A 17,635-nucleotide genomic window follows, 5' to 3' on the forward strand; every position below is an offset into this window, starting at 1 on the left:
TTACATTGAAATTGTTTCTGTTAATTTTTGTTGTTTGTGAGAAAATTATGCTTGGATTATTTGAAAAAAGTAGCTTGAAGGTTACGTTACATCATCTTTTATACTAAAGAAAATAGGATATAAGGGATGGAAAGAAAGCGTATATTAGATTAGCGATATTAATATATATCTTTTGTACTATAGAGGATAAGCCTAGCGGTATGCATAATTACATCGTTTGATGAATAGGAAATTTATGAGAATCGATTTATACTAATATTGTGTCTTGCCTTTTTAGGTGTAGTACACAGCCGGTGATTGGCTAGTGGAGGTTTTTCCATTTTGCCAGTGCCGGTTTTTTGTTGGATAATAGAGAAAATGAAGTTTTATAAAGAAAGAAGGGGTTGTTTTGAAGGATGTAAATTCTATCTTTATGAGAGAAAAGATTGCTAGTTCTTATCTTTATTTTATTTCTTTTCTTGGCTTGATTACTATAACCATATCTTTACTTGATATTAAAATCCCTTCTTATCCAACGATATTAATATTGTTATTAATATTTATGGGGATTGCAGAGTATTTTCCTGTACGATTTTGGAGAGGAACTAGCTCGCTTACCTTTCCGATAATTTACGCTATGAGTTGGCAGTTTGGAATCCATATGACTATTATTGCTATTGTACTCGTAACGCTAATTATTCACCTGCATCGTCGTTCACCGATACAAAGAATGTTATTTAATAGTACTCAGCATGCGCTTAGTTTGATCTTGGCCGAATGGTTTTCAAATAAATGTATGTCTTTATTAATTAACAAGATAGATATGTCAGTTCTATATGAAAATTTAATATCTTTGTTGTTATTTTGCGTGTTTTTTGGCTTCTTCAACAACCGCTTTTACGATTTGTTAATGATAATTCTTCCGCAGCCATATTCAATCTATCAGTGGTATAAAAAAACTGTAACGGTATTTCTTTGCGAAACTTTTGGTTTCTCTTATGCGGCCCTGATGCATGTATTAATTAGTACATATAGTGTGGAAATAAACGAGATTACAGTACTGTTTTTCTTTTTTCCACTTGTAGCAATTTCAGTTATTAGTTCTTTTTCTGTACGGATAAGGATGGAGAAGGAACGATTATATGAGCTGTTTCTTATTACGACAGAAATTAGTCGTGGACTAACCGGAGGAAACTTGAAACATATTAAACAAGCGCTTAAAGGCTTTTTTGGCATACAAGCATATGTAATATGGACAAAAGATGATGGGAACTGGAATCTTCTATTGAAAGATGGGAAAGTTCGTCTGGATATTTCTGATCATTCAGAAATATCCAAGGCGTTTGAGGGAATCTCTAAAAATCTTGTGTTTCATGATTGGAAAACTGGTACGGCTCCTGGAGATGAAATATTTGATAGCGTCATACGCTCGCTTGTATATTTTCCTCTTATTGTAAATGATGAACTAGTCGGAATGTTTGTTGCAGGGAAAAGTAGAACTGCGGGTTTTTTTCCGGAAGATGTACAGTCGTTAGCTACGTTTTCTAACCAATTAGCTAACGTAGTTAAAACAAGAATATTGATTTCTGAACAGGAAAAAAGAATGATTTTAGAAGAAAGAAATAGAATCGCACGCGAAATTCACGATGGTATTGCACAAACGTTGGCCGGGGTGATATACCAACTAGAATCCGCGCAGAAAAAATACCGTGATAAACCAATAGATATGCAGCAAATAGTAGAGAAAAGTATAAAAGATTTAAGAGGAAGCCTAGGAGAAGTTCGTTATTCTATTTATGCTTTAAAACCATATCCGACACAACAATTAGGGCTTAAGCAGGCGATAGCAAGTAAAATAAAATCTTTAAAACAAGAATATGAACTAGATATTACATATCATGAAAGAGGTCATGCACGTGCACTCAGCTTTTCAAAAGAAAGAGTTATTTTTGATACATTACAAGAGAGTTTGCAAAACATTGTAAAACATGCACAAGCAGAAAAGACTGATGTTTTACTTAGCTATCAAAGTGAGCACGTGCTTTTAAGGGTTAAGGATAATGGAGTCGGCTTTTCACTATTTGAGTCTATGGTTAAAACGAAGAATGAGCCACATTATGGTATATTACATATGAATGAACAAGCTGAACAATTAGGGGCTACTTTACAGATTGATAGTTCTGTAGGGAAAGGGACAGAAATTACACTATTAATTCCAGATTCACAAACAAGGGGTGCGTAAAATGATTAAAATATTAGTAGTGGATGATCATGCTTTTTTACGAGACGCAATTCGGAGCATACTAGAGGATGAATCTGATATGAAAGTGGTTGGAGAAGCTAGCTCTGGGGACGGAGTATTGGGAAAAGTAGAAGAATGCAGACCAGATTGTATTTTGATGGATATTAATCTTCCAGGGAAAAATGGGATTGAAGCCACAGAGTTAGTAAAAAAAAATTATCCAAATTGCCGAGTGCTTGTGTTTACAATGTATGAACATGATGAGTATTTAATGGATGCACTTCAGGCTGGTGCTGATGGTTATTTATTGAAGGATTCATCATCGGAGCAGGTAATAGCAGCAATTCGAATGTTATATCGAGGCGATTCAGTTATTCATCCGCGTATGACTAAAAAATTAATTACATATCATCAGCAAAAAATGAAATTAGAATCAAATGAAAATGAACTGACGGAACGTGAAAAGGAAATTCTTTTTGAATTAGTAAAAGGACTTAGTAATAAAGAAATTGCTGAAGCTCTATATATTAGTGATAAAACAGTTAAAATTCACATCAATAAAATTTTTAAAAAACTAAATGTAAAAAGTCGATCGCAAGCGGTGATTTATGCTGTTCGAAATCAATTGGTTCCGTTGGATTAAATAAGAGATGTTTAAAAGAACTATCGTGTTTCTTTATTCTATATTACAAAGAATAAAGGGCAAGGTAGTTCTTTTGTACTATTTGGGCATAGAATCATTAGAAAAAAATTACTCCTTTTGTTCAATATTCAGAAAAATCAAAATGTGAAATAATAAAAATAGAATTATTGCTTAACGCTACTAATAATTCATGTTGTAAATCGTTGTAGTTGGAAACAATTTATGGGGGCTTTTATAGAAAGAAGATTAGTAGTGTTGGAGATTCTCGATTATTTTAAATAGATTCAAGGTTGATAGAATTGCCAATGCTAAATAGGAGCTCAGAGGATTTATTTTAGAAAAATAAATTTAATAATAAGGAGATGCGCTATGAAGAAGGGGAAATTCGGAAAAATACTTATTGGAACGCTAACTGTTGGTATGTTAATGTCTCAAGGAATTCCATATAACGTATTGGCAGAAGAGGTAAATACAACTACTTTAACTGGGATTGATGATGCAAACGCTATATTGAAAGGTCTTACAAAGGAACAACGTAATGCCTTAAAAACGTTAAATACAAAACCAGGTTTTGTTATTTCACCAGGCATCAATACAGCAAGTCCTGATAATGTGAATGTGATTGTAGAGTTTAAGCAAGCACCTAGCAAAATCGAGATGTTAAAACAAGCAGCTAAAGGGAAAAAAATAGCTCTTTCAACTGCGGAACAAAAGGTAGAAGCATCTCATAAAGAATTTAAATCAGAGCTTGAACAGCTTCAAAAGAATAAAGATAAAGGGAAGAATTTTAAATCTGCCAAAATAACAAGAGAATATAAGAATGCTTTTAATGGTGTAGCAATTTCGTTACCTGCGAATATGATTGAATACTTAGTTCGCACTGGTATTGTTAAGCGCGTATGGGAAGATAGTGAGGTCAAAATTGATTTGCCGAAAGAAACAGCTAAGACTGCTGCTGAACCCAAAATGGCAGATAGTGTACCGCAAATTGGTGTGGACAAGCTGCATGATGAAAAAATAACAGGTAAAGGAATTAAGGTAGGTGTACTGGACACAGGTATTGATTACAACCACCCGGATTTGAAAGATGCATATAAAGGATATCGTGCAAAGCAAGGTGAAGATCCAAGCAAAATAGATCCGAACTCAATAAAAGGATGGGACTTTGTTAATAATGATGCTGATCCAATGGAGACAACGTATAAGGATTGGCAAAATTCTGGAGGATATCCTGAAATTTATGATGGAAGTGCATATTATACATCCCATGGCACTCATGTAGCTGGGACAATTGCTGCAGACAAAAAGAATAATGTGGATTATGCGGTTAAGGGAGTCGCTCCAGATGTAGATTTATATTCATATCGTGTATTAGGTCCATATGGAAGTGGACAAACAAGCGGTATTCTTGCTGCGATTGATAAAGCAGTGAAAGACGATATGGATGTTATCAATTTATCATTAGGTGCAGCTATTAATGATCCTTTATATCCAACTTCTGTGGCAGTGAACAATGCCATGTTAGCTGGTGTTGTTACAGTAGTAGCGGCAGGTAATAGTGGTCCTGGAGAAGGTACTATTGGATCACCTAGTGCGGCGGCACTTCCAATTACAGTTGGAGCAAGTGATGCTGCGATGTCTATCCCGACATTTTCTGCCGATGCAGGTGATTTACATGTCGATAAGATGATGCTACTTGGAAAGAGCTTTACTGATAAGCTTGAAGACTTAAAAGGTCAATCCTTATCGGTTGTATATGCAGGACTTGGGAAATTAGATGATTTTAAGGGGAAAGACGTAAAAGGAAAATTAGCGCTCATCCAACGCGGTGAGATTACATTTGATGAAAAGATTAAGAATGCGAAAGAAGCAGGTGCAAAGGCCGTAATTGTATATAACAATGTTGATGGTGAAATCACAAGTTATCTTGGAGAAAGTACGTCATCTATTCCATCGTTCCGCTTAGCGAAAGTAGATGGTGAGAAATTACAAGTAAAAGCTGCACAAGGAGATGTGTCTTTAGCGTTTGGAGAAATTAGTAATATAAAAACAGAGGGAGATCATTTAGCCGATTTTAGCTCTCGTGGTCCTGCAACTAAAACAGATGATATTAAGCCGGACATTGTAGCGCCAGGTGTATCTATTTTCTCTACTGTTCCTGAATATATTAACGATCCAAAGGATGGAGAAAATTATCCGGTAGCGTATGGACGTATGTCAGGTACATCTATGGCAACTCCTCATACAGCGGGGGTGGCAGCACTCATTTTGCAAGAACATCCAAACTATAGTCCGTTTGAAGTAAAAGAAGCGCTTATGAATACTGCAGTTGACTTAAAAGAAGAGCGCTCTGTATTTGAGGTGGGATCAGGCCGAATTGATGCGTATCGTGCAGTTCATGCAGACGCATCTATCGAGGTTATCGATAAAACATCAAACGTTGTAAATGATGAAGAAGTAGAAATTGAAGAAAAAACAGGGTCTATTGCATTCGGGTATAAAAACCAATTGGGAAATGGACCTATTAAAGATAGTCGAAAAGTCTTAATTAAGAACAGCAATAAAACAGACGAGAAAGAGTTTAAATTAGAAGTAGAGTTTTCACCAACAAGTGTAGGTGTGCAAGATGCAGCGAAGAATGGTGTGAAGCTGAACGTACAAGATTCTATTAAAGTAGCTCCTAGTACATCAGGGGAAATTAGCCCTGAAATTATCATTCCAGAAAACGCTGAATTTGGTAGATATGAGGGATATATTCATATTTCAAATAAAAAAATGAAAAAGAAGTATATCAAGTGCCATTTGCAGTTAAATTCACAGAAAAAGGAATTGAATCTGTAGATTTGCTGAGAGATGCAATGGCAACAGATACATCTAACTTCCATCCATTTATGGAAAGGCCGAGTTCACCGCTGACATTTAAATTGAACAGTCCACTTGAAACTATCGATGCAGTGGTGAAGGATCGAAAAACAGGAAAGGCATTAGGAATTGTGGGGACAATTAATGCTAGCAGTCTAACACCAAATATTGAATATATCATGTTCGATGGTATGGGTGGCTATGTATTCCCGTTTACAGGAGATCCAAATCATCCAATTGGAGACAAGCGAGTTACGTTGCCTGATGGAGATTACCAACTTGATTTCATTGGATATGACAAAGAAGGGAAACCTTATACAAAAGGAGATAGCGTAATTATTGATAATATCAAACCTGAAATGAAATTTACCGATGTAAAACCTGGCGTTCATGAGGTAAATGAATCTATGTTCAAAGAAGAAGATGGTCAGCGTGCATTATGGGTACATGGTAACATTTATGATTCTACGATAGATGTATTAAAGGCAAAAGGCCTTCAGTATGACCAAAAAACTAATGAAATTGTATATTACCAAAACTCTGCTTTTCCGTCAGGTTGGTTGAATACAATTCAAGCCAATGGTGATTTTAAATTTGGTGTACTTCCAGAGGAAATCAATGAACCGCTTAATTTAAGGTTATTTGGATATGATCTTGCAACTGCATCAAATATGGCAAATGGATTTAAAGATTATGTCTTTGTTAAAGAGGGAACGGAATACGCTGTCCCAAGCTATGACAAGGATAAAGTTAAACTAGGAGAAAAAATTACATTAACTTTAAATCTTAATAATGTGAAACAACTTATGTCAGGTACATTTGAGATTCCTTATAGTAAACAGTTGTTTAAATTTGTAGATGTTAAACCAAATCCAGCACTTGCAGAATATGCAAAACAACATGGATTAAATATTAAATTAGAAGATCCAGTGATAAATGAAGAAGGAAACTGGGAAAACAAGGTGAAAGTTGGTGCATCTTTAGAAGGAACAGAATTTAAAGGTCTAGATGGAGACGCACCATTTGTAGATGTTACATTCGAGATGACGAGTGACGAGTATTTTAATAATTTAACAGCATTTGGAGTAGATAAATTCTCTTATACAAAAACAGGTGCATCAGAAGGCGTTGAGATTCCTGTGTTTAAAGATAAATCCTTTTCTATTATTTCGAAACATGCAATGGTTACAGGATATATTGGACCAGAAGCTTTCTTAACTGAAGAGGGGTATTTAGGTAAGAATGACTACACAAAACTAGGAGCAAAAGTGTATGCAGTTGGTAAGGATGGAAAGAAATATACAGGAACGGTTGATGATAATGGGCAATTTGAAATTCATAGTGTTCCAGTAAGTGATACAGAATATAATATTTTCGTAGAAATGCCAGGTCATTTAAATAGTAAATTAACTACAAAAATAGGGAAAATGCAGGATGGAGAATTAGTGGGACAAAACTTTAGAGCTGATATGGATGACAGCCTTGCAGGTGATGTAAACGGCGATAAAATGGTAGATATTCAAGATGCTAGAATAGCAGCTCTTTCATATGAAAAAGGAAAAGTGGCTGTAAAAGATGGAGATGTCAATCAAGATGGTGTTGTAAATGAAACAGATATTCGTTTTATTGAGAAGAATTTCTTGAAAAAGGGTTCAGATGCCAAAGAAAATCAGAAACCGAAAGAAAATGTAGGGCCAGTGACGTTAGATAAAATCTTACGTTCCATTGGATTAGAGCCAAAAAAATAAGTGGACAAACTTCTAGAGTAAATAAAGAAATAAGACAATGAATATAAAATTAAATGAGATTGGCTAACAAATAACCGGTAATGATTTACGGTAACATTACCGGTTATTTTAAAAGTAATAGTCGTTTGGGTACATGAAGTAACTAGCTTAAAGTTAGTTCGCTTTCGTTGTGGGACAAGGTAGTTGTTTAATTATTATTGTTTGTGGGCTGGAAATAAGGTTTGTAGTTTAAACTTTAAAAATAGGGGGACTTGTGAAATGAGTATTAAGAAAAAACTTGGTATGGGTGTTGTAACTGCAGCGCTTGGCTTATCTTTAATTAGTGGGGGAACATATGCGTATTTTAGTGATAAGGAAGTATCACAAAACACGTTTGCAGCCGGTACTTTAGATTTGAGTGTTAATCCTGAAGTTGTTATTAATGTCGACAATATTAAACCAGGTGATGAAATGGAGCGTGGTTTTCAATTAGTAAACAAAGGAACCTTAGCAATAGGAGATGTGAAACTTCTGACAGATTACAGTGTAATCGATGCTAAAGGAGATAATGGAAATGCTGATTTTGGTGATCATATCCGTGTTGATTTCTTGTGGAATTTGGATAAAAATGAGGTTCCAATTTGGTCTACTACATTATCTGAATTAAAGGTAGCTACGCAAAACGGAAGTATTCCTGATCTTGTACAAAAAGGTGTTGTAGACCGAGAAGGAAATGGACTTGCTCCTGGTGATGATGATACTTTCTACGTAATGTTCACATTTGTAGATAACGATGAAGAGCAAAATGTATTTCAAGGGGATTCATTGAAGTTAAATTGGACCTTCAACTCAATGCAGACAAAAGGTGAAGAGAAATAAAGATAAATATTATATATGAGAATGAATTGATGAAGAATTGAGGAATAGAATTTTTAATAGTGTAAAGGTTGATTTAGTGAATCAACCTTTTTTGTGTTTTGAGAGAAAATTATGCTTGGATTATTTGAAAAAAATAAGCTTGAAAGTTACGTTACGTCATCTTTTATACTAAAGAAAATAGGATATAGGGGGATGGTGTAGATGACTTTAAAATGTATGTGGGGATGGAAAGAAATTTTATATTTATTTGTTTTTGTATTTCTGATTGTACCAGTAATGGTTGAATCTCTTTTTTATGATTATGCTTTAAAAATAATAGGGAACTCATTATATGCTGGAGTATTAATGGGACTTATAATGGCAGTGATATTTACATTTTTAGTTTATCTTTTTTGCATAAAAAGATATAAACTGTCGTGGAAAGATATTGGAATTCGGAAGCTTTCATGGAAAGATTTATTGTGGACATTTGTAGCGGTTATTTCTTTGATTGTAGTGAGTGTTGGAGTATTAATGATAATGGAGAAACTGGGGATTTCTTTCGAAAATAGTAAAACGGAGACGATCCAAAATGATAAATCAATATATGCGTTCTGTATCGCGGTAATTGGAGCAGCAGTTATATCACCAATCTATGAAGAAATTTTATATCGAGGTGTTTTTTATACGTTTTTTCGTGATAGATACGGCATATGGGGCGGGGTGCTTATAAGTTCAATAATATTTACCGTTGTTCATATTCCAACATATAACACATTACCGGTGAATTTTTTAAGCGGTGTAGTATTCGCGTGGTTATATGAAAAAACAAATTCTATTTTATCGGCTATGATTGCACACGCACTATTTAATTTCATAGCAGTACTTCTTACATTTATGTCGAATTAAGAAGATATATAGGAGGGATACAAATGGAAATAGCGGTAGAACGTGTTTTTACGAATGAAATTTTAGCAAGAGCAGCAAAGGCATATCATGTAACGGTGGAAGAAAAGCCACTTGGTGATTTTGAAAATTATATTTTTAAGGCGAAGGGTAAAAATAATGAAGATTACGTATTACGCTTAACCCATTCTTCTCATCGGTCTAAAAAAGAGGTAGAGGCCGAACTAGATTTTTTACGGTATGTTGCAGAGCATGGGGCAAAAGTGGCGGGACCTCGTAATTCAATATCTCAAAACCTTGTAGAAGAAATTGGAGCGGAAGATGGCACTTTCTTTTTCGCGTCGTTATTTACATATGCACAAGGTGAGCAAGTAAAAGGAGAAGGATCGCCTTATTGGGGAGATGCTTACTTTGAAGCGTGGGGAAAAGCGATTGGACAACTGCACCGCCTTACAATGGATTATCCTAAAACAGACTACCGTGATACGTGGGAAGAGGATGAAAGTAGCATTGTTAATGGATTAGAAGATGAGAAGGTGAAAGGGATTGCCACTGTATTAATGGATGAAATAAAGGCTCTTCCAATCGAAAGAGAAACGTTTGGCCTTATGCATGGCGATATTCATCCAGGTAATTTTCATTATGATGGAAAAGGGCTAACAATCTTTGATTTTGATGACGCTGCCTATAATTACTTCATTCATGATTTGGCAATGGTTCTTTATTACTCTGTTCTTTTTACACCGTGGACATTGGAGAAAAAGACGGAATTTGCTCGTAAACAGTTACAAGTGTTAAGAAAGGGGTACGAATATGAGCACAGGCTGGCGGATAGTTGGTATGAATCGTTACCGTTATTTTTACGGTTACGTGATATAGGCCTATACGGTACGATTCAAAAGAAATTTAAGGGGAAAGATATGCCAGAGGATTTTCAAAAGTTATCAGATGAGTTGTATGAAAGAATTATAAAGCAAGAGGCAATAGTGAATACATAATACAGAGATAAGGGAACAAAGTATATAAAATAAATATATACTTTGTTTTTTTATACAAAAATATGTTTGCTTTATTAAAATAATATTGTTATAGATTCGGTATACACTTATAATTTTATATATATTCTGAATATTCTTTATAAAGAAGGAGGGGGAAAGTTGGAAGCTATCGTAAGTTGGATAAATAATATTGTTTGGAGTCCAGCACTTGTCTATTTATGTTTAGGAGTAGGTCTATATTTTTCCATTCGAACAAGGTTTTTACAAGTAAGACATGTAGGAGAAATGGTGAAACTTACATTTCAAGGGGAAAAATCGGATGCGGGTGTTTCTTCATTCCAAGCTTTAGCACTTTCATTATCAGGGCGCGTTGGAACAGGAAATATTGCAGGTGTTGCAACGGCTGTTGCCTTTGGTGGTCCAGGGGCTGTATTTTGGATGTGGGCGGTAGCCTTTCTAGGAGCTGGTTCTGCATATGTAGAATCGACGCTTGCACAAATATATAAGACGAAGCATCAAGGGCAATTCCGCGGTGGTCCTGCTTATTACATTGAAAAAGGACTAGGTGTTAAATGGTATGCTTTAGTATTCGTTGCAGCGACAATTCTTGCGACGGGGATGCTGTTACCGGGTGTTCAGGCGAATAGTATTGCTGTAAGTCTAGAAACAGCTTTTGGTATTAATACTTCTGTATCAGGAGCGGTATTAGTAGCGGCATTAGCACTTATTATATTTGGTGGAGTTAAGCGAATTGTTAACGTAGCGCAAGTTGTAGTACCGTTTATGGCGCTTGGCTATATTTTAGTAGCCTGTGTAATTGTAGCTATGAATATTGAAAAATTACCAGACGCTTTCATGTTAATTTTAAAAAGTGCATTTGCATTAGAAGCGGCTTTTGGCGGGATTATCGGTTTAGCAATTTCTTGGGGTGTAAAACGTGGTATTTATTCAAACGAAGCAGGGCAAGGAACTGGGGCCCATGCAGCAGCAGCAGCTGAAGTATCGCATCCAGCTAAACAAGGGTTAGTACAAGCATTTTCCGTTTACATTGATACATTATTTGTTTGTTCAGCAACAGCATTTATGATGATTATTACAGGCATGTATAACGTATTTGATGCAAGCGGAAAAAACTTTATCGTCAATAAATTAAATGTTGCACAGCCAGGTCCTGGTTATACACAGGCAGCAGTAGAATCTGTTTTCCCTGGATTTGGAAACGGTTTCGTAGCAATCTCTTTACTATTCTTCGCATTTACAACAATTATGGCTTATTACTACATTGCAGAAACGAATATAGCTTACTTAAATCGTGATAAAGACCGTCCTTGGATGTCTATCGTACTAAAGTTTGTATTCTTAGGAGTTGTATTCTACGGTTGTGTAAAAACAGCAGAAACAGCATGGGCTTTAGGAGATATTGGTGTAGGAATTATGGCATGGGTTAACATTATTGCGATTCTATTATTACAAAAACCGGCATTGATCGCATTAAAGGATTATGAAAAGCAGAAAAAAGAAGGAAAAGATCCAGTATTCGATCCGCAGAAATTAGGAATTAAAAATGCTGATTTCTGGGAGCATGAATACGGGAAAGACAAGAAAGAAGAAGTATCTTAAGAGAATAGAAATGAAGGAGCAAAGGGAAATCCCTTTGCTCTTTTTTATGGACAAAATGAAGATGAAAGTTATTTTTTTGCCTATTTTTGAATATAAAAAGAATGTACATGCTTTGTTTAGGAGAGGGGGAGTATGGTGATAGAGTTTCGTAATGTAAATAAATATTATGGTAACTTCCAAGTTTTGAAAAATATTAATGTGCAAGTGAAAAAAGGTGAAGTGGTAGTAGTTGTTGGTCCTTCAGGATCAGGAAAAAGTACATTGCTTCGGTGTATAAATCAGTTAGAGGCGATTACCGATGGAGAATTAATTGTACAAAATACAGAAGTACACAATGCGAAAACAAATATGAATGAGTTGCGCCGAAATATTGGGATGGTCTTTCAACACTTTTATTTATACCCGCATAAAACAGTTCTTCAAAATATTACACTAGCACCAATTAAAGTAAATAAAATTTCAAAAGAGGAAGCTGAGAAAACAGCGATGTTTTATTTAGAAAAAGTAGGAATCCCGGAGAAGGCAGGTGTATATCCACATCAATTATCCGGAGGTCAACAGCAAAGGGTGGCGATTGCTAGGGGGCTCGCGATGCAACCGAAAATTATGCTATTTGATGAGCCTACGTCCGCTCTTGATCCAGAGATGATCGGAGAGGTGCTTGATGTTATGAAAGCGCTGGCTAAAGAAGGAATGACGATGGTCGTCGTCACACATGAGATGGGATTTGCACGTGAGGTAGCAGATAGAATTTTATTTATGGATGACGGTCAAATTATCGAAGATACAACACCGGCGCAATTTTTTGCAAGTCCTGAACAAGAAAGAGCTCGTCTATTTTTAAGAAGAGTGTTAAATCATTAAAGGGGGAGTTTTATGCTTAAAATGAAAAAGTTGTTTACGTTAATCGTATTTTCATGTTTATTCGTACTTGTCGTTGCTGGATGCGGAAGTAAAAAAGATGAGACGAAAGAAACGAATACGAAACAAGGCGGGGCTGTTGAGCAAATTAAAAAGCGCGGGAAACTAGTAGTTGGGGTGAAGAATGATACGAACTTATTTGGCTTGAAAAATCCTTCGACAGGACAGGTAGAAGGGTTTGATGTTGATATCGCAAAGGCGCTTGCGAAAAAAATCCTTGGAGATGAAAAGAAATTAGAATTAAAAGAAGTAACGTCTAAAACGCGTATTCCACTACTGAAAAATGGTGATATTGATGCAATTATCGCGACAATGACAATTACGGAAGAACGTAAAAAAGAAGTAGATTTTTCAGATGTATATTTTAAAGCAGGGCAATCGTTACTTGTGAAAAAAGGAAGCGATATTAAAAGTATTGATGATGTGAAAAAGGGTGTGAAAGTGTTAGCGGTAAAAGGTTCAACGTCTACAAATAATATTCGTCAAAAATCACCAGAATCGACTGTATTAGAATTTGAAAATTACAGTGAGGCATTTACAGCGTTAAAAGCAGGTAAAGGCGATGTATTAACGACAGATAATGCGATTCTTTACGGAATGGCAAAACAAGATTCTAATTATGAAGTTGTAGGGAAAATTTTCACGGATGAACCGTATGGAATCGCAGTACAAAAAGGTGCAGACGATTTAACGAAAGAGATTAATAGTTTATTAAAAGATATGAAAGCGAATGAAGAATACGATAAATTGTATGAAAAATGGATTGGTCAAAAACAAGAGAAGTAAAATGAAACTTTATTTCTCGTGATAAATAGTAAGTGTGAGAGGATGAGAGTACTCATCCTCTTCTTGTAAAGAAAGAGGGGAGAATATGTGCCTGATTTTTCTATATTAACGAATAACATTGATATGTATTTAGAAGGATTTAAATATACGGTTATGTCTAGTGTAGTTGCGCTAATAGGAAGTTTTGTTTTAGGAATTGTTATGGCAGTGATGCGAATTTCACCTATTCGTATTTTGAATTGGATTGGCTCTGCCTATGTAGAGTTTGTTAGAAATATTCCACTCGTATTAATTGCATTCATTTTCTATTTTGCTTTGCCTGTAATAGGAATTACTTTCAACGGTTTTGTAGCAGGGACAGTTGCGCTTACAGTTTATACAGCGGCTTTTATTGCGGAAGTAATTCGTGCTGGTATTTTATCAGTCGCGAAAGGTCAAATGGAAGCAGCACGTTCTTCAGGATTAACTTATACGCAAGCGATGTATCATGTCGTCTTACCTCAAGCGATGAAAATCGTCATTCCTCCTCTAGGAAATCAATTTCTCAATTTAGTAAAAAACTCTTCAATACTCGGAATTATTGCTGGAACGGATTTAATGTATCAAGGAGACTTAATTTCAACGAAGACGTTCGTTACGTTTGATGTATATATATTTGTCGGGATGTTTTATTTAGTATTAACAATACCGCTAAGTATGCTAGTGCGTTATTTAGAAAAACGCTTGGCAAAGGAGGCGGTATAAATGGATTTTAAAGGAGCGATAACAGGTGATCATATCCTCTTTTTATTAAAAGGATTACTCATAACGTTAGAGGTAGCGCTCGTAGCAATTGTACTTAGCTTTATTATTGGTAGTGTAATAGGGATATTGCGCTACATGAAAATACCTGTCGTCTCACAAGTATTAGGAATTATCGTTGAAGTGATTCGAAACTTACCACTACTTTTAATTATATTTTTCACATATTTTGCGCTTCCAGAAGCAGGCTTGAAATTAGAGATTATAACAGCGGCAATTGTTGCTTTAACAATATTTGAAGCGGCAATGATATCTGAAATTGTTCGAAGCGGTCTATTATCTATCGAAAAAGGGCAGATTGAGGCTGCAAGGTCTTCTGGATTAACGTATGTGCAAGCGCTTTGGCATATTATTTTGCCGCAAGCATTAAGAAGAATGGTCCCCCCGCTTGTTAGTCAATTTATTTCATTGTTAAAAGATACGTCATTAGCGGTTGTTATATCATTGCCAGAGCTTATGCATAATGCTCAAATTATTAGCGGGCAGAATGTAAATTATATGATTCCGACATTTATACTAGCAGCCTGTATGTATTTTGTTGTAAACTACGGTTTATCAATTTTATCTAGAAGATTAGAAATACGTTAACTCTTACAAAAAAATGTAAGAGTTTTTTCCTTATAAATCCTTTTTTTCCTCAAATTAGTATTGCGAGCTCTTAATATTTGAATTTTTATATTGTTTTATCAGAAAAGTTTTAATTTTATATAGAAATTGTAATCGCTTTCGTGTATATTTTTATTATCAGAAAATTTTAAAAAGAGATAGGGGTACTTGTAGGGGGAGGATTAAGATGCAGCAAACAACGAATGAGCAATTACATCGTACGATGAAGAGTAGACATTTATTTATGATCGCACTAGGTGGTGTAATCGGAACTGGTTTTTTTCTAGGTTCAGGTTACACCATTAATCAGGCTGGACCAGGGGGAGCCATCCTTTCATATTTAGTGGGCGGATTTATTATGTATTTAACAATGCTTTGTCTTGGAGAGCTAACGGTAGCAATGCCAGTTTCAGGATCTTTCCAAAAGTATGCGACGAAGTTTATTGGACCAGGAACTGGATTTATGATCGGTTGGCTATACTGGATTGGATGGGCAGTAACAGTAGGATTAGAATTAACATCGATCGGTTTAATGATGAAAAGATGGTTTCCGAATGTTGATGTTTGGGTATGGTGTCTCGTATTCGGAGTTATTTTATATGCTTCAAATGCAATATCAGCGAAGAGTTATGCTGAATTAGAGTTTTGGTTCTCTAGTATTAAAGTAGTTACAATTATTGCATTCATTCTACTTGGTGGTAGCGCATTACTAGGATTCTTACCATACGATGGAAAAGAAGCAGCGCCTCTTTTCTCTAACTTTGTAAGTGATGGTGGGCTATTCCCAAATGGACTAGCTGCAGTGCTTCTTACGATGATTACAGTTAACTTTTCCTTCCAAGGAACAGAGTTAATCGGGATTGCAGCAGGAGAGAGTCAGAATCCTGAAAAAACAATTCCACGTGCGATTCGTAATACAGTATGGCGCATTATGTTATTCTTCATTTTAACAATGACAATTTTAGTAGGGTTAATTTCTTGGAAAGAAGCAGGGATAATTGAAAGCCCATTCGTAGTTGTATTTGATAAAATCGGTATTCCATATGCAGCTGATATTATGAGCTTCGTTATTATTACAGCTCTTCTATCTGTAGCGAACTCAGGGTTATATGCAGCAACGCGTATACTATGGTCACTTGCAAATGAAGGAATGGCACCAACTTCTTTCAAGAAAGTAAATAAACGTGGTATTCCGATTACAGCGTTAGTCGTAACAATTGCAGTAGCGGGCCTTTCTTTATTAACAAGCTTCCTTGCAGAAGATACAGTATATATGTACTTATTATCTATAGCTGGTTTATCGGCTGTTTCAAGTTGGATCATTATTGCTTTATCACAACTTCGCTTTAGAAGTCAGTATTTAAAAGGTGGAGGAAAATTAGAGGACTTAAAGTATAGAACACCACTATACCCGCTTGTTCCAATTTTAGCGTTAATTACAAATAGTATCGTTGTTATTAGTTTAGCGTTTATTCCAGAACAAAGAATGGCTTTATATTGTGGTATTCCATTTATCATTTTCTGCTACATATATTATTATATGAGTAAGAAACGGAAGAAACCGATGAAAGTGGAGATGGAAGCAAAGTATGAAAATAAAAATTAAGCATGATGATATAGAGGCAGATTTATCGTATGGTCCATTAGCGATTGGAAAAGAAAATGGGTATTCACCGTTACAATTACTCGTTTCTTCTATCGCAGGATGTAGTGCAATTGTCTTTCAAACAATTTTAGAAAAGAAACGTATTACATACGATACGTTTACAATTGAAACTGAAATTGGTAGAAGTGAAGCTTTATCAAAACCAGTTGAAAGTGTTCATTTGCACTATAAAATTAAAGCGCAAAACATTACAGAAGAACAATTAGACAAGGCGCTACAACTTGCGGTGAAAAATTGCACAATTGTTCAATCTATAAAGGATAGTATAAAAGTTACAGAAACAATTGAATTAGTAAAGTGAAACATAAAAACGTGAGAATAGGGCGCTCACGTTTTTATGTTTTTGGCAGAGGGGGAAGAATGATGGAATGTTTAGGTTGTAAATTAGCAAATGAAGAAGAAATTATATATAAAGTGTATGAAGATGATTATGTAACTTGTTTTTTAGACCATGCGCCTTTCTACCCAGGACATACTTTAATTGTGCCAAAGAAGCATGTTTTAGAAGTGGACGAATTAGATGATGTTGTAGCGAAATCGATTATGGATGCTTCTAAGCTTATTGCAAAAGCGATTAAGGCATTATATAAACTAGACGGAATTACAATTTGCCCCGCATTAACGGGGCAGTAAGATCCCCTACCTCAAAATTCAGTGAAAACAAAGAAGTTAGTTGGGAATCCAACTGCCCGTAAAAGCCCGATTGGTTCAACTAATAATCAGTGGGGGATGAACAAAACCTCCACTGATTAAAGTTTCACTTTATCAAAATGGTGGAATCTTTAACGAGTTAACTCATTATCACATGCATATTGTACCGAGATATAAAGAGCGTTCGTTTGCTGAGTTTTATACGGTGCAGCCAGGAGAACAGCAAAATCATAACTTTGAAGAGACAAAGAGTTTGTTAAAAGAAGCAATAGAGAAAATAATACATAGCGAAAAGGCGTAAGAGGGGTTTTCTTAAGGGGACAGTCAGGAAAATTCTAATATTAAAAAGCCCAATTTCTCAGTTAAAAT

The 17,635-nt window shown here is 35.4% G+C and carries 12 protein-coding genes and 3 pseudogenes; all 15 read left to right on the forward strand.

Annotation, left to right across the window (positions count from 1 at the left end; genetic code table 11):
- Positions 1-388 precede the first annotated feature (388 nt).
- A complete protein-coding gene (locus JFT95_RS01540) occupies positions 389-2,221 on the forward strand; it encodes a GAF domain-containing sensor histidine kinase (protein ID WP_002125196.1) in 1,833 nt (610 codons plus the stop codon).
- Position 2,222: 1 nt separating this feature from the next.
- Positions 2,223-2,864 (forward strand): response regulator, encoded by a 642-nt coding sequence (locus JFT95_RS01545; protein WP_002035350.1) that lies wholly within the window; start codon positions 2,223-2,225, stop codon positions 2,862-2,864.
- A 369-nt stretch (positions 2,865-3,233) separates the two neighbouring features.
- Positions 3,234-7,474: pseudogene (locus JFT95_RS29825) on the forward strand (S8 family serine peptidase).
- Between the two features lie 258 nt (positions 7,475-7,732).
- A complete protein-coding gene (locus JFT95_RS01555) occupies positions 7,733-8,332 on the forward strand; it encodes a TasA family protein (RefSeq protein WP_000023369.1) in 600 nt (199 codons plus the stop codon).
- Between the two features lie 201 nt (positions 8,333-8,533).
- Positions 8,534-9,220, forward strand: coding sequence for a CPBP family intramembrane glutamic endopeptidase (locus JFT95_RS01560; RefSeq protein WP_002125203.1), 687 nt, complete (start codon positions 8,534-8,536; stop codon positions 9,218-9,220).
- A 23-nt stretch (positions 9,221-9,243) separates the two neighbouring features.
- Positions 9,244-10,215: a phosphotransferase enzyme family protein gene (locus tag JFT95_RS01565; protein WP_002186946.1), complete on the forward strand. Its 972-nt coding sequence runs from the start codon at positions 9,244-9,246 to the stop codon at positions 10,213-10,215.
- A gap of 159 nt (positions 10,216-10,374) precedes the next feature.
- Positions 10,375-11,835: an alanine/glycine:cation symporter family protein gene (locus tag JFT95_RS01570; protein WP_201051215.1), complete on the forward strand. Its 1,461-nt coding sequence runs from the start codon at positions 10,375-10,377 to the stop codon at positions 11,833-11,835.
- Positions 11,836-11,967: 132 nt separating this feature from the next.
- Positions 11,968-12,699 (forward strand): amino acid ABC transporter ATP-binding protein, encoded by a 732-nt coding sequence (locus JFT95_RS01575; RefSeq protein WP_207192323.1) that lies wholly within the window; start codon positions 11,968-11,970, stop codon positions 12,697-12,699.
- Between the two features lie 12 nt (positions 12,700-12,711).
- Complete coding sequence (gene glnH, locus JFT95_RS01580; RefSeq protein WP_201051216.1) at positions 12,712-13,542, forward strand: glutamine ABC transporter substrate-binding protein GlnH; 831 nt, start codon at positions 12,712-12,714, stop codon at positions 13,540-13,542.
- 87 nt (positions 13,543-13,629) lie between these two features.
- The gene (locus JFT95_RS01585) at positions 13,630-14,286 is read left to right on the forward strand and encodes an amino acid ABC transporter permease (protein ID WP_002090963.1); all 657 of its coding nucleotides are present in this window, start codon (positions 13,630-13,632) and stop codon (positions 14,284-14,286) included.
- A complete protein-coding gene (locus JFT95_RS01590) occupies positions 14,287-14,931 on the forward strand; it encodes an amino acid ABC transporter permease (RefSeq protein ID WP_088031299.1) in 645 nt (214 codons plus the stop codon).
- A gap of 205 nt (positions 14,932-15,136) precedes the next feature.
- A complete protein-coding gene (locus JFT95_RS01595) occupies positions 15,137-16,555 on the forward strand; it encodes an amino acid permease (RefSeq protein ID WP_201051218.1) in 1,419 nt (472 codons plus the stop codon).
- Entirely contained in the window at positions 16,539-16,916 is a 378-nt protein-coding gene (locus JFT95_RS01600; RefSeq protein WP_201051220.1) for an OsmC family protein, read from the forward strand. The genes JFT95_RS01595 and JFT95_RS01600 overlap by 17 nt, the downstream gene beginning before the upstream one ends.
- A 62-nt stretch (positions 16,917-16,978) precedes the next feature.
- Positions 16,979-17,227, forward strand: a pseudogene (locus tag JFT95_RS01605) (HIT family protein); the annotation flags it as partial.
- Between the two features lie 154 nt (positions 17,228-17,381).
- Positions 17,382-17,567 (forward strand): annotated as a pseudogene (locus JFT95_RS01610) (HIT family protein); the annotation flags it as partial.
- Between the last annotated feature and the right edge of the window lie 68 nt (positions 17,568-17,635).

The organism is Bacillus sp. TH17 (assembly GCF_016651125.1).
In the GTDB taxonomy this organism is placed as follows: domain Bacteria; phylum Bacillota; class Bacilli; order Bacillales; family Bacillaceae_G; genus Bacillus_A; species Bacillus_A mycoides.